The following is a 21,971-nucleotide window of genomic DNA, read 5'->3' on the forward strand; positions in this document are numbered from 1 at the left end:
GTTCTACTCCTGAGGTTTGGCGGAAGGTTGCGGGGGCGCCGGGGGCGGCGTGGTCGCGTCCGCCTTGGGCTTGCCGCCGAGAAACTTGGTGACGGTATCGGTCCAGCCGAGCCAGTGCGCGGCCAGCGCCATGACCGCCAGGTCGACAATGGGCAGGGTGCCGACGTCCACCCATTCCTGAGCGACCAGCACGATGTACATGACGACCATCGAGGACAGCAGGATGGTGGCCGCCTTGCGCAGTGTCAGGGCGGCCACGATCACCAGTTTTTCAGCGGTCTTGAGCGACAGCCAGCGGCGGGAGGCGCGGTCGGCGAAGACGGACCTGAGCAGGCGGCCCTGCGCCAGCGGTCCGTGGGCCGTGCTCAGCGCGCGCAGCGGCGGTGGCGGGTCGGCGGCGCCATCGGCGAGCGGCGCCGCCGAGAAGCGCCACTGTTGCGGCGGCACCAGCCAGCGGCGGGTCCAGGGCGTGAGCCCACGCAGGCGCAGCACCAGCCATTGCGCCAACCAATGCAGGAAATGCGCGGCCATGACGATGGGGATGCCCAGCAGCCAAAGGACATTGGGCGGCCAGATTTCCCATTCCAGCGCGCGCTTGTAGTGGTCGCGGTAGGTCAGCAAGTTGTCCAGCGCCATGGCATGCATGAACACGCCCGGGATCACGTCGTGCACCGGCGACAGCACGGTATCGTTGAAACCGCTCAACGCCGCGCCGATCATGACGTAGCGCCCGGTGAGCAGATCCTGCAGGCGTGCCTGGTCGGCGTCGGCGGCGCGCAGTTCCGATAGCGTCAGCGTGCGCGTGTAGGGGCAGATCGGCTTGTCCGCCTCGGACCCATTGAGCAGCCGGCGCACGTAGCCCGGCAGCATTTCCGGATAGCCGCCGCGCGCCTGGCGGCAGTCGGGCGAGAAACGCCGCTGGTCCAGGTTGTCCACCCCCCAGGTCAGAGCCATGGCTTCGCCACCGCGGGTCAGCGGGATACCGGCGGCGTCCTGGGCCATGGCCAGCGCCGCGCTGCGCGTGCCGCCTTCGGACCAGAGCGGATAGCTCCAGACCAGCCGGTCGACCTTGCTGGCGGCGTAGCGCACGTCCACCATCGTGAAGCAGGGCGGCTCACCGGGCGGCGTGGCCAGGCCATCGCGCAGCCGCAGGCCGCCATCGTCGCCAGGCAGCGCGGCCAGGAATACCGGCACGCCGGCATCGCGCAGGTCACACAGGGCGGAGACCAGCTCCGGCAAGGTCGGGTCGTCCCGTTCGCGGCCGAAGGTAATGTCCAGGAAGATGGCGCGAGGCTTGTGGATAAGGCCGATATTGCGCAGCCAGCGCGCGTGGGTGCGGTAGGAGACGGGCCAGGCGCCTTTCTGTGGATCGAGCGAATCGTCGTCGATCAGCACCACGGTGGTGTCGTTGCGATGCGCGGGACTGTAATAGCCGCCCACCAGCCGCGCCTGCAGGCGGGCAATGGCGTAGGTCAGCAGATCCGAACTGGGCGTCAGTCGGGGCGTCGCCCACAGCATGGTGATCGCGACCAGCGCGGCAATGATCAATGAGCGGAAATAGAACCTGACGTTTCCGGAAGGCGGGGGCGAATCGTTCACGGGACGGCGGCGAGGGGTTGAATCAGCCTCCATGGCCCGGCGGGCAGGAAGCGCGCGTGTCGAGGGCGCAATGGTACCTCATTTAATACAAATTTTTACTTTAAGATAATAAATGGCACTCGGCGGGAGCCCGAGCGCCACGCCCGTGCGCTTGCCTGGCAAGCTCCGGATAGATGGGCTTGGTACACTATCGGGTTTCGCCGCATCCGCTTTGGCCGCTGCGCGACCTCAAAACCAAGACTCCCCCCAAGACACCACCGTGATATCCACCGCCAATCTCACCATCCAGTTCGGTCCCAAGCCCCTTTTCGAGAACGTCAGCGTCAAGTTCGGGGAAGGCAACCGCTACGGGCTGATCGGGGCCAACGGGTCCGGCAAGTCGACGTTCATGAAGATCATCGGCGGCGACCTGGAGTCGTCGGCCGGCAACGTCTCGCTGGAGCCGGGCGTGCGCCTGGGCAAGCTGCGCCAGGACCAGTTCGCCTTCGAGGACCTGCGCGTGCTGGACGTGGTGATGATGGGCCACACCGAGATGTGGGCCGCGATGTCCGAGCGCGACGCGATCTACGCCAACCCGGAAGCGTCGGAAGACGACTACATGCGCGCGGCCGACCTGGAAGCCAAGTTCGCCGAATATGACGGCTACACCGCCGAAGCCCGCGCCGGCGAGCTGCTGCTGGGCCTGGAAATCGCTGTGGACCAGCACAACCTGCCGATGCGCGAAGTGGCGCCGGGCTGGAAGCTGCGGGTGCTGCTGGCGCAGGCGCTGTTCTCGAACCCGGACGTGCTGCTGCTGGACGAACCGACCAACAACCTGGACATCAACACCATCCGCTGGCTGGAAAACGTGCTCAACAGCTACCAGAGCACGATGATCATCATCAGCCACGACCGCCACTTCCTGAACCAGGTCTGCACCCACATGGCCGACCTGGACTATGGCGAGATCCGCATCTACCCGGGCAACTACGACGACTACATGCTGGCCTCGACCCAGGCGCGCGAGCGCCTGGTGGCCAACAACGCCAAGGCCAAGGAGCGCGTGGCCGAACTGCAGGACTTCGTGCGCCGCTTCGCCGCCAACAAGTCCAAGTCGCGCCAGGCCACCTCGCGTCTGAAGCAGATCGACCGCATCAAGGCCGAGCAGGTCGTGGTCAAGCCGTCGTCGCGCCAGAACCCGTACATCCGCTTCGAGCAGAACAAGGTCATGCACCGCCTGGCGGTCACGGTCGAGAACCTGTCCAAGTCCTACGACGCGCCCGTGATCCGCAACTTCTCGGCCATGGTCGATGCCGGCGAGAAGATCGCCATCATCGGCGCCAACGGCGTTGGCAAGACCACCTTGCTGCGCCTGTTGGCCACGGACCTGGCGCCGGACGCCGGCAGCGTCAAGTGGTCGGAAAACGCGGACCTGGGCTACATGGCCCAGGACGTGTCGGATCAGTTCCTGCAGACCGACATCAACCTGCTCGACTGGATGGGCGACCATCGCCAGCCGGGCGATGACGACCAGTCGATCCGTTCGGTGCTGGGCCGCCTGCTGTTCTCGGCGGACGACCTGCCCAAGGCGCCCAAGGTGCTGTCCGGCGGCGAAAAGAACCGCATGACCTTCGGCCGCCTGATGCTGGGCCGCCACAACGTCATGCTGCTCGACGAGCCGACCAACCACCTGGACATGGAATCGATCGAATCGCTGCAGTTCGCGCTGGAAAAGTACGAAGGCACGCTGGTGTTCGTCTCGCACGACCGCGAGTTCGTGTCCGGCCTGGCCACCCGCGTGATCGAGATCCTGCCCTCGGGCGAGATCGTCGACTACCGCGGCGGCTACGAAGACTACCTGTCTTCGCGCGGCATCGAAGCCTGACAACCGGGGCCTTGAGCCCCGCGCCCACGCGGCGGGCTGGCGCGCGTTCAGCCTGCCGCAATCCTGCTGGGCTATCATCCGGGTAAACCCTGGCCCGTTGCGCCAGGTTCCACCCCGTTCGACATGTCTCCCACACCGCATACCACGCCCGATGGCCAGCCCATCGGGACGTTCGCCTTGACCGCGCGCATCGTCGCGATCGCCTTTTTCACCTTCATCTGTTATCTCGCCATCGGCCTGCCGCTGGCGGTGTTGCCTGGCTACGTGCACGGCCAGCTCGGCTACGGCTCGGTGCTGGCGGGGCTGGCCATCAGCGTGCAGTACGTGGCGACGCTGCTGAGCCGCTCGCACGCCGGCCGCATGGCCGACACCGTCGGCCCCAAGCAGACCGTGGTCATCGGCATGGCGGCCTGCGCCGCCAGCGGCGTGTTCCTGCTGCTGGCCTATGCCTTTGAACGCAGCGCCTGGCTCAGCCTGGGCGCCATCATCGTCAGCCGGCTGGCGCTGGGCTTTGGCGAAAGCTGGATCGGCACCGGCTCGGCCACCTGGGCGATTGCCCGGGTCGGTCCGCTGCACACGGCGCGGGTGATCTCCTGGAACGGCATCTGCACCTACGGCGGGCTGGCGCTGGGCGCGCCGCTGGGCGTCTACCTGGAAACCGAATGGAGCATGGGCGCGTTGGGCGGCGCGGTGCTGCTGCTGGGCCTGGCCGGCCTGGGGCTGGCGCTGGCGCGGGCCGCGGTGGCCATCGTCGGCGGGCATCGCATGGCCTTCAAGAGCGTGGTGCTGCGGGTGTTCCCGCACGGCATGGCGCTGGGGCTGGGCTCGGTCGGCTTCGGCACGCTGGCCGCCTTCGTGGCGCTGTACTACGCCAGCTTCTCGTGGGAGGGGGCGGCGCACGCGCTCAGCGCGTTCGGCTGCGCCTTCATCGGGGTGCGCCTGCTGTTCGCCGGCACCATCACGCGCTTTGGCGGCTTCAAGGTGGCGCAGGTGTCGTTTCTGGTGGAAGCGGCGGGCCTGGCGCTGCTGTGGCTGGCGCCCAATCCCGGCGCCGCGCTGGTGGGCGCGGCCCTGACCGGCTGCGGCTTCGCGCTGGTGTTCCCGGCCATCGGCGTCGAGGCCGTGGCGCGCGTGCCGGCCGGCAGCCGCGGCGCGGCGTTGGGGGCCTATTCGGCCTTCCTGGACCTGGCGCTGGGCACGACCGGTCCGGTGGCGGGTTATATCTCCGGCGGTTTCGGCTATCCGGCGATCTTCCTGTCGGCGGCGGTGGCGGTGCTGCTCGGCTTCCTGATCGCATTCGGACTGCAGCGCCACGCCAGCCGCGCGCAGGCGGCGGCCTGATGTGCTTTGTTTATAACCGCAAGTCTTAAGAACATTCTATATTGATCGTTTGGATTCATATAACGAATTGTTAGATTAGGCCCGTTCCCCACGCGCGCCCACGATTCGTTCCATGAACCTGACTTTCGACCACGTCCACAAGCACTTCGGCGACCTGTCGGTCGTTGACGGCTTCACCAGCGAATTCAAGACCGGCGAGCTGGTCGCGCTGGTCGGCCCGTCGGGCTGCGGCAAGTCGACCCTGCTGCACCTGGCGGCCGGTCTGGAAAAGCCCACGCAAGGGCAGGTGCTGGCCGACGGCAAGGCCGTGACCGGCCCGCATCCCAGCCGCACGCTGGTGTTCCAGGAACATGCGCTGTATCCGTGGCTGACGTTGGAAGACAACGTGGCGCTGGCGCTGGAATTCCAGAAGACCCCGAAGAAGCGCGCCCGCGAGGCGGCGCGCGAGTGGCTGGCGCGTGTCAGCCTGGCCGGCTTCGAACACTATTACCCGCACCAGGTGTCCGGCGGCATGCGCCAGCGCGCGGCGCTGGCCCGCGCCTTCATCGCGCAGCCGCAGACCATGTTGATGGACGAACCCTTCGGCGCGCTCGACGCGCTGACGCGTCTGGCGCTGCAGGACGTGCTGCGCCAGCTGATTGCGCAGGAAAAACCCACCGTGCTGCTGGTGACCCACGACGTCGACGAGGCGCTGTTCCTGGCCGACCGCATCGTGGTGTTCAGCCCGCGTCCGGCGCGCGTGCTGCGCGAATTCAACCTGGCGCACCGCGCCAAGAGCCACGACCTGTCCGATCTGGCCGCCGAGAAGCGCGAGATCCTGCGCCTGCTCGGCATCGCGGTCGACGGCGCGGCGCCGCATTCCGATCTGGCGCTAGCCGCCTGATCCCCTTCGATTTTCCGGTTCACGGGCGGCGCCGCTGGGCGTCGGCCACCCTCGATTCCCTGGAGCCTTTCCCATGAAATTCAAGCAATGGCTGTCCCTGCCGCTGGCCGCGGCGCTCCTGGCCGCGGCGCCCGCCATGGCCGCCGAGAAATTCCGCGTCGGTTACCTGCGCGTGATGGACGACGCGCAGGCCATCGTGGCGCAGGAGGGCGGCTACTACAAGAAGGCCGGCCTGGATGCCGAGCTGATCGAGTTCAAGTCGGGCACCGACCTGATCAAGGCCATCGTCGGCGGCCAGCTGGACATCGGCGTGCTGGGCTTCACCAATGCCGTGGCCTGGGCCTCCAAGGGCGCGGACCTGAAGGTGGTGGGCGGCGCGCAGCAGGGCTACCACTCGCTGATCGTGCGCGACGACTCGGGCATCAAGGACATCGCCGGCCTGAAGGGCAAGACGCTGGCCTCGCAGGCCGAGGGCAGCACCGCCGACGTGGTGCTCAAGGGGGTGGTGCTCAAGCAGGGCAACCTGGGCGCGGACGACGTCAACGTGATGGGCGTGAGCCCGGCGGTGGCGGTGCAGTCGCTGGTGGGCAAGCGCGTCGACGCGGCCTTCCTGTTCGAACCCTACGACCGTATCGCCCAACTGGTGGCGCCGGTCAAGCAGATCTACGAAGTGGGCCAGGCCTGGCCGTTCCCGTGCATGGTGGTGATCACCTCGGGCGAGACGCTGGCCAAGCGCAAGGACGACGTCTGGAAGGCGCTGGACGCGCAGAACCAGGCCATCGCGCTGCTGCAAAAGGAGCCGGCCCAGGCCTCCAAGCTGATCGCCTCGTACTTTATCGCCGAGCCCACGCTCAAGACCCTGAACCGTGGCGAGCTGCCGCGCGAGACCGTGATTGCCGAGGCCATCAGCACGCAGGTGTTCACGCCCAAGCTGACCGAGAAGGACACCAAGCGCATGCAGGAGATCGCCGACATCCTGCAGGCCCAGGGCTCGCTCAAGACGCGCGACGGCAAGCCGTATGACGTCTCCAGCATCGTCGACCTGTCCTGGCAAGAGGCTCGCAAGCTTTGAGCGCATCGACCCGTGTGACCGGCGCCCGCAAGCATCTGGCGGGCGTGCTGGGCGTCCTGTTCATCCTGGCGCTGTGGCAGGCGGCGGCGTTCGCCTTGCCCGATTTCCTGATGCCGGGCGTGCCGGCGGTGCTCGAACGCCTGTTCGAAGACCTGGGCAAGCAATCGTTCCACCAGAGCCTGATGGGCACGCTGGGCCGGCTGGGCGCGGGCTACGGCCTGGCGCTGGCGGCGGGCATCGGTTTCGGCTTGGTGGCGGCGGTGCTGTTCTTCTTTCGCGAAGTGCTGCGCAGCGCCATCGTCATCCTGCAATCGATTCCGTCGATCGCCTGGGTGCCGCTGTTCCTGATCGTGATGGGTTTCGGCAGCACGCCGATCATTGTGGTGGTGGCGCTGTCGGCGTTCTTCCCGGCGGCCCTGAGCGTGATGAACGCCACCGAGTCGGTGCAGCGCGTGCACGTCTCGGCCGCCCGCGTCATGGGCGCCACGCCCTGGGGCCTGGTCAAGCGCGTGTACCTGCCGGCCGTCATGCCCGAGCTGATCACCGGCGCCCAGCTGGCGTTCGGCAATGCGTGGCGCGCGCTGATCTCGGCCGAGATGCTGATCGGCTTCGGCAAGGGCCTGGGCCGCTCGCTGGCCTATTCGGGCGAAATTGCCGACATGACCGGCGTCATGACCAACATCCTGGTCATCGCGGTGCTGGCCGCGCTGATCGACCAGTTCGTGCTTGAAAACCTCAAGCACCGGCTGCTGCGCTACCAATACGTGTGAGGTTCGGGATGCGGCGCGCGCTTCGTCTCCTGATCGGCGTATCGGCCTTGCTCTGCGCGGCGAGCGGCGCGGCGCCGGCCGATGGCCTGGGCGCCGCGCGCCAGCGCGGTGAATTGGTGGTGGGCGTGCCGTATCTGGCGCCCGCGCCCGAGGCCGGCGCCAAGATCCGTACGCCCGAAGGGCTGGATCACGCCATGGCCGAGAAGCTGGCGCAGGAACTGGGCGTGCCATTCCGCCTGCGGCAAGTGGCGGCCGCCGATGCGGCCCGCCTGCTGGCCGCGGGCGACGTGGACGTGGTGCTGGCAGACCGCGCGCAGCCGCCGCCGGGGCTGCCGAGCGAACTGGCGACGGTGGCAACCGGCTATGCCGCGCGGCCCAAGGCGGTAATCCGCAGTGACACGCACATGCGACAGGGCGGGGATGCGCGCGGCCGCAGCGTCTGCATGGCCGAGGCCGCGGTCGGCGCGCAGGCGCTGGCGCAAAGCTGGGGCGCGGTGGTGCGCACCTACCGGGCGCCGTCGGATGCGTTGGTGGCGGTGCGCGAAGGCAGCTGCGACATCGGCCTGATCGATGACGTGGTCTGGGAACCGCTGATGCGCTTTCCCGAATGGAAAAAGTTCTCGGCCACGCTCGCCGCCGATGGCGCGCGCCATGAACGCGTCTGGCTGCTGCCGGCGGCCGACACGGCCGGCCAGGCCTGGCTGGCCGAGCGCATGCGCGAATGGGCGCGGGCCGGCGCCTGGAAAGCGCTGCCGGCCAAGTGGGCGCGCGACGTGGCTTTCGACGTCTATCTGGACCAGGAAGTCGCCGACTGCCACGGTTGAGGCGCGCGCGGCGCCGGCTTCGTCCGCACGGGCCGCGCGGGTCCGGGAGGCGCGGCCTTTACAATGGCGCGCTATGACCACCACCTTGACCGCCGTCTGCTCGCACGAGGAAGACATCAAGAAAAGCCGCTTTGTCGCGCACGCCGCGCCCGTCTCCAGCATCGACGAGGCCATGGCGTTCTTCGCCGCGCACAGCGACCCCGAGGCCACCCATAACTGCTGGGCCTACCGCATCGGCCAGGAGTACCGCTTCAATGACGATGGCGAGCCCGGCGGCACGGCCGGACGCCCGATCCTGCAGGCGATCGAAGGGCAGGGCATGGACCGCGTGGCGGTGCTGGTGGTGCGCTGGTTCGGCGGCGTCAAGCTGGGCGCCGGCGGACTGGTGCGGGCCTATGGCGGTTGCGCCGCCAACTGCCTGCGCAACGGGCCGCGCGCCGAGATCGTGGACCTGGCCACGGTGGCGTGCGCCTGCGGTTTTGCCGAGCTGCCGCTCTTGAAGTCGCGGCTGGCGCAGGCCGGCGCGGTGATCGTGCAGGAGGATTTCGGCGCCGACGGCGTCGCGTTGCGCTTCACGGCGCCGCGCGATGCGGTCGCCGATCTGGAGAGGACGGCGGCCAACATCACGCGCGGCCGCTCGGCCTGGGAACAACTGGCGTAAAACGCACAAGGGCCCCGCAGGGCCCTTGTCCATCACGCGTCCTGGCTGTCCTGGGCGGCCGCGATTTCCTGGTGGACCTTTTCCATGTCCACCTCCTTGATCTTGGCAAGCAGCTCGTTGAGCTGGCCGCCCGACAGGGCGCCCGGCTGCGAGAACAGCAGCACTTTTTCGCGGAACACCATCAGCGTGGGGATCGAGCGGATGCCCAGCGCGCCGGCCAGTTCCTGTTCGACGTCGGTGTTGACCTTGGCAAAGGTGACGTCGGGATGCTCGTTGGCGGCCTGCTCGAAAACCGGCGCGAAGCCGCGGCAGGGGCCACACCAGGGCGCCCAGAAGTCCACGATCAGGGTGCCGTCCGGCGTAATGGCTTCCTGGAAGCTGTCTTTGGTGAGTTCAACAATACTCATTTTGGATCCTTGCCGCAGGCGCGGCGCAAAGTGTCGGTATCGGCGGCGCGGGGGCGGTCAGGCTCGCACCGGAGGTGGCGACGCGGTATTGCCAGTCCATAGTAGAGCGGGGACCGGCCGGGTCGCAATGGTTGGCGCCATGGTGAGCGCAGTCTGCGGCTGGGCAAGGCTGGCGGCGCGCGGCCGCCGGCCTCAGGCCGCGGTTGTCGTGGGTACGCCTTCGCCCTGTTTGAGGGCCGCAACGATCTCGAAGGAACGCAGGCGGTCGGCAATATCGTAAAAATCCGACACGATCATGACTTCGTCGGCTTCCGTCTCGGCCACCAGGGCCTCCAGGCGGCGCTTGACGGTTTCGGGGCCGCCAACGATCGCGGCGCCCAGTCTTTGATTGACCGCCTCGCGCTCCCATTCGTTCCACAGCCCGTCCATGCTGTCGACCGGCGGCTGCAGTTGCAGGCGGTTGCCGCGCACCAGCGACAGGAACTTGAGCTGCTGCGTGGTGGACAGGCGCTGCGCCTCTTCGTCGGTGGGGGCGGCCACGACCGGCACGCCGATCATGGCGTAGGGACGGGTCAGGGTCTCGGACGGCTTGAACAGGTGACGGTACAGGCGCATGGCCGCCATGCCTTCCGGCGAGAAGTGGCCGGCGAAGGAAAACGGCAGGCCCAGTTCGGCCGCCAGCCGCGCGCTGAAATCGCTCGAACCCAGCAGCCAGATGGGGATATCCAGGCCTTCGCCGGGAATCGCGCGCACCGGCTGGCCGGGACGCGAGGGCGCGAGAAAGCCGCGCAGCTCCTCGACCAGCGCCGGGAATTCCAGGCCGCTGCGCGGGCCGCGGCGCAGCGCGTGCTGGGTGGCGCCATCGCTGCCGGGCGCGCGGCCCAGGCCCAGGTCGATGCGGCCGGGGTAAAGCGTTTCGAGAGTGCCGAACTGCTCGGCGATGATCAGCGGCGCATGGTTCGGCAGCATCACGCCGCCCGAGCCGACGCGCAGGGTCGAGGTGTGCCCGGCGATGTGGCCGATCAGCACCGCCGTGGCGCTGCTGGCCACGCCGTTGATGTTGTGGTGCTCGGCCAGCCAGAAGCGCTTGTAGCCCAGGCGTTCGACATGCTGCGCCACCGCCACGCTGTTGCGGAAGGCGTCGGCGGCGTCGCGGCCTTGCACGATCGGCGCCAGGTCCAGCACCGAGAAGGGGATGCGGGCGAGGGTGCTCATACGCGGGGCTCGCGGTGGCCGCGGAGGCAGGAATGCGGGTGGTGGTGGGACAAGGTCGGCTCCATGGTCTTATATACATGGGGAGTGTATCGGCGAATTCAACCGCTCCCGCCAGCAACCATGCGGGCCGGCGGGTTGATAGCCGGGCTCAATGACGACGATTCGCCGGACGGCCCGGCACCCTGGCGGTGGTGCCGGTATGGTGGTCATTTCGACTCCGCAAGCATTGTTCCCATGGCCCCACGCCCGCCCCAAGACATGGCCCCGCGAATCGGGGATGATGCGGTTTTCTTCAATATCCGCGGGAGACACGCATGGGCGCCACCGGCAACAACCACCAGATCGACAACATCGAATTCAACGTCGCGGACATCGCGCGCAGCAAGCGCTTCTACGGCGAGGCCTTCGGCTGGTCGTTCACCGACTACGGGCCAACCTACACGGAATTCACCGACGGCCGGCTGAAGGGCGGCCTCACCACCGGAGAGCCGGTGCGCCCGGGCGGGCCGCTGGTGATCCTGTACGCCGACGACCTGGGCGACGCGCAGCGCCGGGTGACGGCGGCGGGCGGCCGCATCAGCCGCGAGGCCTTCGATTTCCCCGGCGGCCGCCGCTTCCACTTCACCGACCTGGACGGTTATGAGCTGGCGGTCTGGACGGCCACGGCCTGACGGCAGGCACGAGCGCCGGCAATGAAAAAACCGCCGCCTTCCGGACCGGAAGCGCGGCGGTTTTGCATGCATGCCTTGCCGGCGTTATTCCGGGAAGAACGCGTAGCGGATCACGAACAGGATCGCCACCAGCCAGGTGGCCGGATGCACGTCGCGCACGCGGCCCGTGGCGGTCTTGAGCACCACGTAGCTGATGAAGCCGAAGGCGATGCCGTTGGCGATGGAATAGGTGAACGGCATCACCAGCGCGGTCAACGCGGCCGGGGTGGCTTCGCAGACGTCGTTCCAGTCGATGTCGATCAGCTCGCGCATCATCAGGCCGGCCACGTAGAGCAGGGCGGGCGCGGTGGCGTAGGCGGGCACGGCGCCGGCCAGGGGCGAGATGAACAGCGCGGCCAGGAACAGCAGGGCCACCACCAGCGCGGTCAGGCCGGTGCGGCCGCCGGCCTGCACGCCCGAGGCGCTTTCGACGTAGGCGGTGGTGCTGCTGGTGCCCAGCATCGAGCCGGCGACGATGGCGGTGCTGTCGGCGAACAGCGCGCGGCCCAGGCGGTTGGGACGGCCCTCCGGCATCAGGCCGGCGCGCTTGGCCACGCCCACCAGCGTGCCGGTGGCGTCGAACACTTCGACCAGCACGAACACCAGGATGACGTGCACGAAGCCGGTGTGCAGCGCGCCCAGGATGTCCATCTTGAACAGCGTCGGCGCCAGGCTCGGCGGCGCGGCGAACACGCCCTTGAATTCGTTGTAGCCCAGCGCCATCGACAGCACCGTGACCACCAGGATGCCGATCAGGATGGCGCCGCGCACGCGCAGCGCGTCCAGCGAGGCGATGATGAAAAAGCCGAGGATGGCGAACAGCGGCCCCGGCGTGGTCAGGTCGCCCAGCGTCACCTTGGTCGCGGGATGCGCCACCACGATGCCGGCGCTGGACAGCGCGATAATGGCCAGGAACAGGCCGATACCGGCGGCGATGGCGCTGCGCAGCGAATGCGGGATGCCCTTGACCAGCCAGACACGGATGCCCGAGATGGTCAGGATCAGGAAGATCACGCCCGAGATGAACACGGCGCCCAGCGCCTGCTCCCAGGTGTAGCCCATGGTCTTGACCACGGTGAAGGCGAAGAAGGCGTTCAGCCCCATGCCGGGCGCCATGCCGATCGGCCAGTTGGCGATCAGCGCCATCACCAGCGAGCCCAGCGCGGCCGCCAGGCAGGTGGCGACGAACACGGCGCTGCGGTCCATGCCGGTGGACGACAGGATGTCCGGGTTCACGAAGATGATGTACGACATCGTCAGGAATGTCGTCAGGCCGGCCACGATCTCGGTTCTCGCGGTCGTGCCGTGTTCACGCAGGTTGAATAGCTTCTCCAGCATTCTTGTCCCCAGGGTGCTTGCAGGCTTGGTTGGTGAGAAGGGGGCTTGGGCGCCCCCGGTCATTTTGTAAACGGGCGTATTTTCGCATCAGTTGTAAACTCTGCCGCCATGATTATTCTCGGCTTTGAAAGCTCCTGCGACGAAACGGGCGTCGCAGCCGTCTGTACGGAACGCGGCCTGCTCGCGCACGCGCTGCACACCCAGATCGCCATGCACCAGGAATACGGGGGCGTGGTGCCCGAACTCGCCTCGCGCGACCATATCCGGCGCGTGGTGCCGCTGACCCGCCAGGTGCTGCAGGAGGCGGGCCTGGAAATGTCGGACATTGGCGCGGTGGCGTATACGGCCGGGCCCGGGCTGGCGGGCGCGCTGCTGGTGGGCGCCAGCGTGGCGCAATCGTTCGCCTGGTCGCGCCGCCTGCCCGCCATCGCCATTCATCACCTGGAAGGCCACCTGCTGTCGCCGATGCTGGCCGACCCGCGGCCCGATTTCCCCTTCGTGGCCCTGCTGGTGTCCGGCGGCCATACGCAATTGATGCGGGTGGACGGGGTAGGGCGCTACGAATTGCTGGGCGAAACCCTGGACGACGCCGCCGGCGAAGCCTTCGATAAGTCCGCCAAGCTGATGGGGCTGGGCTACCCGGGTGGCCCCGCGCTGGCGCGGCTGGCGGAGCAGGGCGATGCCGCGCGTTTCGACCTGCCGCGTCCCATGCTGCACAGCGGCGACCTGGATTTCAGCTTCAGCGGCCTGAAGACCGCCGTGCTGACCCGGGTCAAGGCCGCCGAGCAGGACGGCGGGCTGGACGAACAGACCCGTGCCGACCTGGCCGCGGCGACCCAGGCCGCGATCGTCGAGGTGCTGGCCGCCAAGTCGATCCGCGCCTTGAAGCAGACCGGCCTGCGCCGCCTGGTGGTGGCCGGCGGGGTCGGCGCCAACCAGATGCTGCGCGCCAGGCTGGCCGCCGCGCTCAAGCCCTTGAAGGCGCAGGCGTATTTCCCGCCGCTGTCGTTGTGCACGGACAACGGCGCCATGATCGCCTTCGCGGCGGCCGAGCGGGTCAAGGCGGGGCTGGTGACGCTGGACCCGGACGCCCACGGCTTCACGGTGCGGCCGCGCTGGGACCTGGCCGATATCGCCTGAGACGGACAATGAAAAAGGGGGCCTCGGCCCCCTTTTGTTATTCCGGGCGCGCCGCCCGTGCCGGCGCGCGGATCACTTCTTCTTGCCGCCGCCGATGCGGCTTTCGGTGCCTTGCACCAGGCGCGTGATGTTGGCGCGGTGGCGGTAGAACAGCAGCACGCCAATGATGGCCAGGGCGATGCCCATGGCCGGCTGGGCGTACCAGGCCAGGCCGGAGCCGAATACGTAGTAGACCGGCGCGAAGAACGCGGCCACCAGCGAGGCCAGCGAGGAATAGCGGAAGAACACCGCGATGATCAGCCAGGTAGCCGCCGTGGCGACCGCCAGCCACGGCTGGATGGCGACCAGCACGCCCAGCGCGGTGGCCACGCCCTTGCCGCCCTTGAATCCCAGGAAAATCGGGTACAGATGACCCAGGAAGGCCGCCACGGCCACCGCGGCCAGCGGGCCAGGGGCGATGCCGGGCGCCAGGCGCTGCGCCAGCCAGACCGCGAACCAGCCCTTGGCGGCGTCGCCCAGCAGGGTCAGCGCGGCGGCGGTCTTGTTGCCGGTGCGCAGCACATTGGTGGCGCCCGGGTTCTTGGAGCCGTAGCTGCGGGGGTCCTGCAGCCCCATGAGCTTGCTGACCACCACGGCGAAAGGCACGGAGCCGATCAGGTAGGCCAGCAGGATGAGCGCCGCGGAGAACGCCAGGGAGGGTTCGGTGATCGCCATGGGTAAGGATATCCGTTGTTATGAGTGCAATTGTCTCGGTGGCTGCGGATTCTACCCCGGTCGCCCGGGCCGGGGGCGGCCCCTGGCGCGGCGGGGGGACGGCCGGACATGCCGGCGCCTTCCGCGGACGGTACAATCCAGCCGGTCCACCCGTGTTTTATTTTCTTTCGGATGCACAATGCGAATTCTGGTTTCGAACGATGATGGTTACTCGGCCCCCGGGCTCGAAGCGCTGGTCAAGGCGCTGCAAGGCCTGGGCGACCTGACCGTCGTCGCGCCCGAGACCAACCACAGCGGCGCCTCCAATTCCCTGACGCTGAACCGTCCGCTGTCGGTGCGCACCGCCTCCAACGGCTTCATCGCCGTCAACGGCACGCCGTCCGACTGCGTCCACGTTGCCCTGACCGGGCTGATGGACACGCGCCCGGACCTGGTGGTGTCGGGCATCAACAACGGCGCCAACATGGGCGACGACACGCTCTATTCAGGCACCGTGGCGGCCGCCAGCGAAGGCTACCTGTTCGGCATCCCGGCCATCGCCTTCTCGCTGGCCGAGAAGGGCTGGGAACACATCGAGTCCGCCGCCCGCGCCGCGCGCCTGGTGGTCGAGCGCCACCTGGCGCAGCCGCTGGCCGCGCCGGTGCTGCTGAACGTCAACATCCCCAGCCGCCGCTTCGACGACATGCACGGCTTCCAGGTCACGCGCCTGGGCAAGCGCCATCCGTCGCAGCCGGTGGTGCGCACCACCACCCCCTATGGCGATCCGGTCTACTGGATCGGCCCGGTGGGGCAGGCGGCCGACGCCGCGCCCGGCACCGACTTCCACGCGGTGGCGCAAGGCATGGTGTCGGTCACGCCGCTGCGGCTGGACCTGACCCAGCACAGCCAGCTCGACGAAATCCGGACCTGGGCGGAGCCGCTATGCGCCGACGCATAAGCCAGCCGGACGTCTCCCAGGCGGTGCCCGGGCGGCCCAGCCCGGTGCGCTACGACTCCGGCCGGCTCAGCCCCGGCGTCACCCCGGCCAACAGCAACACCCGCGTCTCGGCCGCCACGCTGCAAAGCCAGGCCAAGGCGCCCACGCCGTCGGCGGGCGGGAACCTCGGGCTCAACTCCGATCGGCTGCGCCAGGCGATGGTGCAGCGCCTGCGTGTCCAGGGCGTGACCGACGAGCGCGTGCTCAACGCCATGGCCGCGGTGCCGCGCCATCTGTTCGTCGACGAGGCGCTGGCCAGCCGCGCCTACGAAGATGCGGCCCTGCCCATCGGCCATTCGCAGACCATTTCGCAGCCGTGGGTGGTGGCGCGCATGATCGCCACCATCTGCGAAGACCGCACGCCCACCCGCGTGCTCGAAGTGGGGGCCGGCTGCGGCTACCAGGCCGCCGTGCTGGCCCAGTTCGTGCGCGAGGTGCATTCCATCGAACGCATCCGCGGCCTGTACGAGCTGGCGCGCGAACATCTGCGCGCCTTGCGGCTCACCACCCGCATCCGCTTGATCTACGGCGATGGCATGCTGGGCCTGCCCGGCGTGGCGCCGTTCGATGCTATCGTTGTGGCTGCCGCCGGCCTGACCATCCCGCAAGCGCTGCTGCAGCAGCTTGCGCCGGGCGGCCGCCTGATCGCTCCCGAAGGGGGCGCCAACCAGCGCCTGGTGCTCATCGAACGCACCGGCGCGGCCAGCTGGAAACGAACTGAATTAGAGGCCGTGCGCTTTGTGCCGCTGCGTGCCGGAATACAATCTTGAGCAAACAGGAGAAACGTATGCTCAACGGGCAGTTGCAACTGACCGATATGAACCTCGGCGTGTCCATGACGCGCCTGCGCCGCCCGATTTTTGTGGCCGGCGTCCTCAGCCTGGCCATCCTGGCCGGCTGCGCATCCAAGGGCACGCGCGCGCCGGTCGTCGACCTGGCCGGCGGCCAGCCGTCCGCCGCCGCCCAGCCGGGTGGCAGTTATGTCGTCAAGCCGGGCGACACGCTCTACAAGATCGCGCGCGCCAACAACGTCGATGTCGAGAACATCAAGCGCTGGAACAACCTCAGCGATCCCAACCAGATTTCGGTGGGGCAGGTGCTGAAGATGTCGGGTTCGTCGGGTGGCGTCGCGCAACCGGCGCCCATCGCCAGCAACAAGGCGCAGCCGCGCCCGCTGGACCAGCCGGCCGATACCTCGGGCACCGCCACGGCTTCGCTGCCGCCGCCGGCCCCCGCGCCCACGCCGGCTGAAACCAAGCCCGCCACGCGCGCGGCCGATGCCGGCGTGATCAACTGGGCCTGGCCGGCCGGTGGCCAGATCATGCAGGGCTTCAACAACAACAGCAAGGGCATCGATATCGCCGGCGCGCTGGGCGACCCGGTCACCGCCGCCGCGGATGGCAAGGTCATGTACAGCGGCAACGGCGTGCGTGGCCTGGGCAACCTGATCATCGTCAATCACCAGAACGGCTTCATCACGGCGTATGCGCACAACCGCACGCTGCTGGTCAAGACCGGCCAGGACGTCAAGCGCGGCGCCAAGATCGCCGAGATCGGCCAGAGCGACACCACCTCGCCGCGCCTGCACTTCGAGATCCGCCGCCAGGGCACTCCCGTGGATCCGATGCAGTACCTGCCCGCCAAATGACGCCCACCCTGGTATTCGACCTCGAGACCATTCCCGACGCGGAAGGCCTGCGCAAGCTCAACGGCTGGAGCGCCGACGTCCCCGATGCCGAAGTGGTCGAGCGCGCGCTCACCGCGCGCCGCGAGGCCGTGGGCCACGATTTCCTGCCGCTGCACCTGCACAAGGTGGCGGTGGTGGGCTGCGTGTTCCGCGACGACCAGGGCTTTCGCGTCAAGACGCTGGGCCAGCCCGACGATCCCGAAGCCGCGCTGCTGGCCGGCTTCTTCAAGACCATCGAGCGCTACACGCCCAAGCTGGTCAGCTGGAACGGTTCGGGCTTTGACCTGCCGGTGCTGCACTACCGCAGCCTGATCCAGGGCGTGCCCGCGCCGCGCTACTGGGACATGGGCGAGGAAGACCGCGATTTCAAGTTCAACAACTACATTTCGCGTTATCACTCGCGCCACACCGACCTGATGGACCTGCTGGCCAAGTACAACGGCCGCGCCAACGCGCCGCTGGACGAACTGGCCAAGCTGTGCGGCTTTCCCGGCAAGCTCGGCATGGACGGCAGCAAGGTGTGGGAGGCCTGGAGCCAGGGCCGCGCCGACGAGGTCCGCGCTTATTGCGAAACGGACGTGGTCAACACCTGGCTGGTGTATTGCCGCTTCCGCTTCCTGCGCGGCGAAATCGACCGCACGGCCTACGAGGCCGAGATCGCGCTGGTGCGCGACACGCTGACGGCCAGCGACGCGCCGCACTGGAAGGAGTACATGGCGGCCTGGGACGCCAACTGAGCGGCGCGCGCGGATGGCGCGGCATGCTCGACAGACGGGGCCCGCCGGGCCCCGTTTTCACGCCTGGCGCAGGCGCAATCGACTGAAACATAGCTTGCGGGGACGAAACCTGGATGAAACCGGGCGGATCGCACAATGGCCTCGCTTTCTTCACTTTCAGGAGACCTACATGTCCCGATTCGCACTCCGCTCCAACCTGGCTGCCCTGGCCATGGTCGCCGCCACCGGCGGCTTGCTGGCCGGTCCCGTCATGGCGGCGGCGCCTGCCGACGGTGGTCCCGCCGCAATGCACGAAGGCCACCGTGGTGGCGGTTTCCACAAGGGCATGCGCGACGGCCTGTGGATCCCGGGCCTGGGCCCCGTGTCCAAGGCGCAGCTCGATCAGCTCAAGCTGGATGACAAGCAGCAGGCCCTGGTCAAGACCGCGCAGGACGGCCAGCGCAGCCTGCACGAAGCCATGCGCGCTTCCGGCGGCCAGCGCCACGATCTGCTCAAGGCGCAACTGGATAGCGGCAAGCTCGATCCGCGCGCACTGCTGGAGCAATCCGACAAGTCGCGTGACCAGTTCGGCACGCAGGCCAAGCAGGTCCGCGATCAATGGCTGGCCGTGTGGGACAGCCTGAACGACGCCCAGCGCGCCCAGGTGACCCAGATGCTCAAGGAGCGTCAGGCCAAGATGCAGGAACGCCACGCCCGCATGGAAGGGCGCCACGGCAAGGGTCCGGGCAACGCGCCGGGCGCCGTGCCCCCGCCGCCGCCCGCGCCCGCCGCCAACTGACCGCCCGATCGGACGGCCAAGCCGTCCGCGGCCGGACCACGCCGCCCCGGCAAGGGCAGCGGTGCCAGTCCAACCCCGCCCCGCCTCGCGCGGGCGGGGTTTTTGTTGTGCGCCGCATGCCCCGACGGCGCGCAAGCCCCATTTTGAGGCGTCGCCGCCTGCCCGCGTGGCGGCGCGCACCGTACTGGTGCGCCACGGCGCGCCTGTTCAGCGCATCGCCAGTGGGCTGACACGTAAATGAAACCTGGCACGGACATTGCTTGAGGGAAGGTGAGCCGGTTACCTGCCGTTGCAAGACCGGTCCGACGGATGTGCCTAAGGCCCTTCCTCCTCCTCGTTAAATCCGATCAGGACACCGCACCATGAAGAAGACGTTGCTAGCCTTGCCCGTTGCGCTCGCCGCTTGTTTCGTTGCAACGGCACAGGCCGAACCCACCGACCTGGGCGGCGGTTTTTCGCTCAGCGGCAATGCCACGATCGCCAGCGACTACCGTTTCCGCGGCTATTCGCAGACCGACTTCCGGCCGGCCGCCCAGCTGGGCTTCGATCTGAACCACAGCTCCGGCTTCTACCTGGGCAACTGGAACTCCAATGTGTCCAGCTTCGTCTTCACCGACGGCAATCTGGAAATGGACTTCTACGGCGGCTGGAAGGGCGACGTCGGCGGCGGCTTCACGCTCGATGCCGGCGTGCTGCACTACTACTATCCCGGCTCCAGCTCGCCCAAGGGCGGCAACTACAACAACACCGACCTGTACCTGGCCGCGACCTACGCCAACTACACCCTCAAGTATTCGTACACGCCCAGCGACTTCTTCAGCACGCCCGACAGCAAGGGCACCTGGTACCTGGACGGCACCGCCAACTTCGACCTGGGCGACGGCTGGGGACTGGTGGGCCATCTGGGTTACCAGAAGCTCAAGAACCAGGTCAACATGGACGGCGACTCCATCGGCCATTACGTCGACTACAAGCTCGGCGTCACCAAGGACCTGAAGGGCTGGGTGCTGGGCCTGGCCGCCGTCGGCGCCACCAAGGACAACTGGCTGCCGACCAAGTACGGCCATCCGTCGGGCCGCCTGGGCGCGGTGTTCTCGGTGTCGCGTTCGTTCTGATTCCCATCCGTGGCGGCGCCCTCACCGGCGCCGGCTTTGGGGGGCTTGATGGAGACTGCCCGGCGGGCCGTCTCCGGCAAGTCCCCCTTTTTTTCGGACGCGGGCGGGGCGCTGCCGAATCCTCTTACAATGCCGGGTTGCGTGAATTTTCTGGACTGCGTGAGATGTCTGACGTTTTGAGTATCGAATCCCTGGACCTGGAAGCCCGGGGCATTGCCCGCCGCGATGGCAAGGTCGTGTTCGTGGAAGGCGCCTTGCCCGGCGAGCGGGTCACGGCGACCACCGTGCGCCGCAAGCCGTCCTACGAAATCGCGCGGGTCGACCAGGTGATGCGCCCCTCGTCGCAGCGCGTGACGCCGCGCTGCCCGCATTTCGGCGTCTGTGGCGGCTGTGCCATGCAACATCTCGAACCGTCCACGCAGGTGGCGATCAAGCAGCGGTCGCTCGAAGACACCTTCTGGCATGTCGGCAAGCTGCGTCCGGCCCGCATCCTGGCGCCGCTGCATGGCCCGACCTGGGGCTACCGCTACCGCGCCCGCCTGTCGGTGCGCGTGGTGCCCAAGAAGGGCGGGGTACTGGTGGGCTTTCACGAGCGCAAGAGCAGCTACGTGGCCGACATGCGCGAATGCCATGTGCTGCCGCGCCACGTCAGCGACCTGCTGATGCCGCTGCGCGCCATGATCGCGTCGATGTCCGCGCCCGACCGCCTGCCGCAGGTGGAAGTGTCGCTGGGCGACGGCGTGACCGCGCTGGTGCTGCGCCACCTGCTGCCGCTGACCGACAACGACATCGCCGTGCTGCGCGCCTTCGCCGACAAGCACAACGTGCAATGGTGGCTGCAGCCCAAGGGCCCGGACACGGTGCATCCGCTGGTGCCCGAGCACCGCGACGCGCTGACCTACACCATGCCCGAATTCGGCCTGCGCATGCCGTACCGGCCGACCGACTTCACCCAGGTCAATCACGCCATCAACCGTTCCATGGTGTCGCGCGCGCTCACGCTGCTGGAAGTGCAGCCGACCGACCGCGTCGCCGACCTGTTCTGTGGCCTGGGCAACTTCACGCTGCCGCTGGCCACCCAGGGCCGCGAGGCCGTGGGCGTGGAGGGCAGCAAGGCGCTGACCGACCGCGCTCACGAGGCCGCCGCGCGCCACGGGCTGGGCGAGCGCACCAGTTTCGCCACCCTCAACCTGTTCGAGGTGGACGTCGAATGGCTGCGCGGCCTGGGCTTCTTCGACCGCATGCTGATCGATCCGCCGCGCGAAGGCGCGCAGGCCGTGGCACAGGCGCTGTCGCAACTGAAGGTCGAGGAGCGCCCGCGCCGTATCGTCTACGTGTCCTGTAATCCCGCCACGCTGGCGCGCGACGCCGCCATCATGGTGCACGAGGGCGGCTACCTGCTCAAGAGCGCCGGGGTCATCAACATGTTCCCGCACACCGGGCACGTGGAGTCGATCGCGGTGTTCGAATCGCTGGATGCCGAGGGCGTGCGCGAAGTGCAGGAGCGCGCCCGCCAGCGCGCCTTGCAGCAGGCCGCCGATGCGGCCGCCGCGGAAGCGGAAAAGGCCGCCGCGGCCGCCGAGAAGGCCGCGTCCAAGCAGGCGGCCACCGAGGCCTACCACGCCCGCGTCGCGGCCGAGGGCGAGACGCCGGCGCAAAGCCAGGCGTGACCCGCCCCGGCGTCGACCGGGCCGCATGCAAGAAGGGCAAGCCGGTTGGCTTGCCCTTTTGTCTTACTGGGAGCGCCCCAGGTTTTCCAGGATGGGGCAATCGGGTCGATCATCCCCGTGGCAGTTGTGCGCCAGGTGCTTGAGCGTGGCCGCCATGTCGCGCAGGGCGCAGGCCTTGCGTTCCAGTTCGGCCACGTGTTCGAGCGCGATGCGCTTGACGTCGGCGCTGGCGCGGCTGCGGTCGCGCCACAGCGCCAGCAGCTCGTTCATCTGTTCGACCGAGAAACCCAGGTCGCGCGCGCGCCGCACGAAGCGCAGCGTGTGCAGGTCGTGCTCGCTGTAGACCCGGTAGCCCGAGTCCTTGCGCAGCGCCGGGCCGATCAGGCCGATGCTCTCGTAGTAACGGATCATCTTGGCCGAGATGCCGGATTCCTGGGCGGCTTGTCCGATATTCATATGCGGTCTCCTGG

At 68.2% G+C, this 21,971-nt stretch carries 22 protein-coding genes; 16 read left to right on the top strand and 6 right to left on the bottom strand.

The genetic code is table 11. The features are described 5' to 3' along the window. Positions 1-3 precede the first annotated feature (3 nt). Positions 4-1,599, bottom strand: coding sequence for a CHASE2 domain-containing protein (locus AruCF_RS12955; protein WP_158324577.1), 1,596 nt, complete (start codon positions 1,597-1,599; stop codon positions 4-6). Between the two features lie 259 nt (positions 1,600-1,858). Here AruCF_RS12955 and AruCF_RS12960 point away from each other — a divergent pair, with 259 nt between their 5' ends. The 7 genes from AruCF_RS12960 (at position 1,859) to AruCF_RS12990 (ending at position 9,014) form a co-directional block, all read left to right on the top strand. After that, positions 1,859-3,463 carry an ABC-F family ATPase gene (locus AruCF_RS12960; protein ID WP_049050954.1) on the top strand — a complete coding sequence of 535 codons (1,605 nt, stop codon included), beginning with the start codon at positions 1,859-1,861 and terminating at the stop codon, positions 3,461-3,463. A 123-nt stretch (positions 3,464-3,586) separates the two neighbouring features. After that, positions 3,587-4,804: an MFS transporter gene (locus tag AruCF_RS12965; protein WP_049073449.1), complete on the top strand. Its 1,218-nt coding sequence runs from the start codon at positions 3,587-3,589 to the stop codon at positions 4,802-4,804. Between the two features lie 112 nt (positions 4,805-4,916). Next, positions 4,917-5,687, top strand: a complete 771-nt coding sequence (locus AruCF_RS12970; RefSeq protein ID WP_049073450.1) for an ABC transporter ATP-binding protein — start codon at positions 4,917-4,919, stop codon at positions 5,685-5,687. A gap of 73 nt (positions 5,688-5,760) precedes the next feature. Beyond that, positions 5,761-6,759: an ABC transporter substrate-binding protein gene (locus AruCF_RS12975; RefSeq protein ID WP_049073451.1), complete on the top strand. Its 999-nt coding sequence runs from the start codon at positions 5,761-5,763 to the stop codon at positions 6,757-6,759. Continuing rightward, on the top strand, positions 6,756-7,529 hold the full coding sequence (locus AruCF_RS12980; protein WP_049073452.1) for an ABC transporter permease: 774 nt from the start codon (positions 6,756-6,758) through the stop codon (positions 7,527-7,529). Before AruCF_RS12975 ends, AruCF_RS12980 begins: the two co-directional genes overlap by 4 nt. A gap of 8 nt (positions 7,530-7,537) precedes the next feature. Then, complete coding sequence (locus AruCF_RS12985; protein ID WP_049073453.1) at positions 7,538-8,353, top strand: type 2 periplasmic-binding domain-containing protein; 816 nt, start codon at positions 7,538-7,540, stop codon at positions 8,351-8,353. 73 nt (positions 8,354-8,426) lie between these two features. Next, positions 8,427-9,014, top strand: a complete 588-nt coding sequence (locus AruCF_RS12990) for an IMPACT family protein (RefSeq protein WP_049073454.1) — start codon at positions 8,427-8,429, stop codon at positions 9,012-9,014. A gap of 32 nt (positions 9,015-9,046) precedes the next feature. Here AruCF_RS12990 and AruCF_RS12995 read toward each other — a convergent pair whose 3' ends face one another. Together AruCF_RS12995 and AruCF_RS13000 are read right to left on the bottom strand one after the other, a co-directional pair. Further along, positions 9,047-9,421 carry a thioredoxin family protein gene (locus AruCF_RS12995; RefSeq protein WP_049073455.1) on the bottom strand — a complete coding sequence of 125 codons (375 nt, stop codon included), beginning with the start codon at positions 9,419-9,421 and terminating at the stop codon, positions 9,047-9,049. A 192-nt stretch (positions 9,422-9,613) separates the two neighbouring features. Then, on the bottom strand, positions 9,614-10,636 hold the full coding sequence (locus AruCF_RS13000; protein ID WP_049073456.1) for an LLM class flavin-dependent oxidoreductase: 1,023 nt from the start codon (positions 10,634-10,636) through the stop codon (positions 9,614-9,616). Between the two features lie 314 nt (positions 10,637-10,950). Here AruCF_RS13000 and AruCF_RS13005 point away from each other — a divergent pair, with 314 nt between their 5' ends. Further along, complete coding sequence (locus AruCF_RS13005) at positions 10,951-11,307, top strand: VOC family protein (RefSeq protein ID WP_049073457.1); 357 nt, start codon at positions 10,951-10,953, stop codon at positions 11,305-11,307. Positions 11,308-11,391: 84 nt separating this feature from the next. Here the strand turns inward: AruCF_RS13005 and AruCF_RS13010 are convergent, their stop codons facing one another. After that, positions 11,392-12,684 carry an NCS2 family permease gene (locus tag AruCF_RS13010; protein ID WP_049073458.1) on the bottom strand — a complete coding sequence of 431 codons (1,293 nt, stop codon included), beginning with the start codon at positions 12,682-12,684 and terminating at the stop codon, positions 11,392-11,394. A gap of 108 nt (positions 12,685-12,792) precedes the next feature. Here AruCF_RS13010 and tsaD point away from each other — a divergent pair, with 108 nt between their 5' ends. Next, positions 12,793-13,824: a tRNA (adenosine(37)-N6)-threonylcarbamoyltransferase complex transferase subunit TsaD gene (gene tsaD, locus AruCF_RS13015; RefSeq protein WP_049073459.1), complete on the top strand. Its 1,032-nt coding sequence runs from the start codon at positions 12,793-12,795 to the stop codon at positions 13,822-13,824. A 72-nt stretch (positions 13,825-13,896) separates the two neighbouring features. Here tsaD and plsY read toward each other — a convergent pair whose 3' ends face one another. Beyond that, a complete protein-coding gene (gene plsY / locus AruCF_RS13020; protein WP_049073460.1) occupies positions 13,897-14,538 on the bottom strand; it encodes a glycerol-3-phosphate 1-O-acyltransferase PlsY in 642 nt (213 codons plus the stop codon). 178 nt (positions 14,539-14,716) lie between these two features. Here plsY and surE point away from each other — a divergent pair, with 178 nt between their 5' ends. The 7 genes from surE to rlmD all read left to right on the top strand — a co-directional run bounded on the left by surE (position 14,717) and on the right by rlmD (position 21,501). Then, complete coding sequence (gene surE / locus AruCF_RS13025; protein WP_049073461.1) at positions 14,717-15,475, top strand: 5'/3'-nucleotidase SurE; 759 nt, start codon at positions 14,717-14,719, stop codon at positions 15,473-15,475. Next, a complete protein-coding gene (locus tag AruCF_RS13030) occupies positions 15,460-16,284 on the top strand; it encodes a protein-L-isoaspartate(D-aspartate) O-methyltransferase (protein WP_049073462.1) in 825 nt (274 codons plus the stop codon). The genes surE and AruCF_RS13030 overlap by 16 nt, the downstream gene beginning before the upstream one ends. A gap of 17 nt (positions 16,285-16,301) precedes the next feature. Further along, positions 16,302-17,162 carry a peptidoglycan DD-metalloendopeptidase family protein gene (locus tag AruCF_RS13035; RefSeq protein ID WP_049073463.1) on the top strand — a complete coding sequence of 287 codons (861 nt, stop codon included), beginning with the start codon at positions 16,302-16,304 and terminating at the stop codon, positions 17,160-17,162. Beyond that, positions 17,159-17,938, top strand: coding sequence for a 3'-5' exonuclease (locus AruCF_RS13040; RefSeq protein WP_049073464.1), 780 nt, complete (start codon positions 17,159-17,161; stop codon positions 17,936-17,938). Before AruCF_RS13035 ends, AruCF_RS13040 begins: the two co-directional genes overlap by 4 nt. Positions 17,939-18,107: 169 nt before the next feature. Next, positions 18,108-18,716: a hypothetical protein gene (locus tag AruCF_RS13045; protein ID WP_049073465.1), complete on the top strand. Its 609-nt coding sequence runs from the start codon at positions 18,108-18,110 to the stop codon at positions 18,714-18,716. Positions 18,717-19,078: 362 nt separating this feature from the next. Further along, the gene (locus AruCF_RS13050; RefSeq protein ID WP_049073466.1) at positions 19,079-19,831 is read left to right on the top strand and encodes a TorF family putative porin; all 753 of its coding nucleotides are present in this window, start codon (positions 19,079-19,081) and stop codon (positions 19,829-19,831) included. A gap of 164 nt (positions 19,832-19,995) precedes the next feature. Then, positions 19,996-21,501, top strand: a complete 1,506-nt coding sequence (rlmD, locus tag AruCF_RS13055; protein WP_049073467.1) for a 23S rRNA (uracil(1939)-C(5))-methyltransferase RlmD — start codon at positions 19,996-19,998, stop codon at positions 21,499-21,501. A 63-nt stretch (positions 21,502-21,564) separates the two neighbouring features. On the opposite strand, the gene cueR is transcribed toward rlmD, so the two are convergent. Next, positions 21,565-21,957: a Cu(I)-responsive transcriptional regulator gene (cueR, locus tag AruCF_RS13060; RefSeq protein ID WP_020927477.1), complete on the bottom strand. Its 393-nt coding sequence runs from the start codon at positions 21,955-21,957 to the stop codon at positions 21,565-21,567. Between the last annotated feature and the right edge of the window lie 14 nt (positions 21,958-21,971).

It is taken from the genome of Achromobacter ruhlandii, from assembly GCF_002082135.1.
Taxonomy (GTDB): Bacteria; Pseudomonadota; Gammaproteobacteria; order Burkholderiales; family Burkholderiaceae_B; genus Achromobacter; species Achromobacter ruhlandii.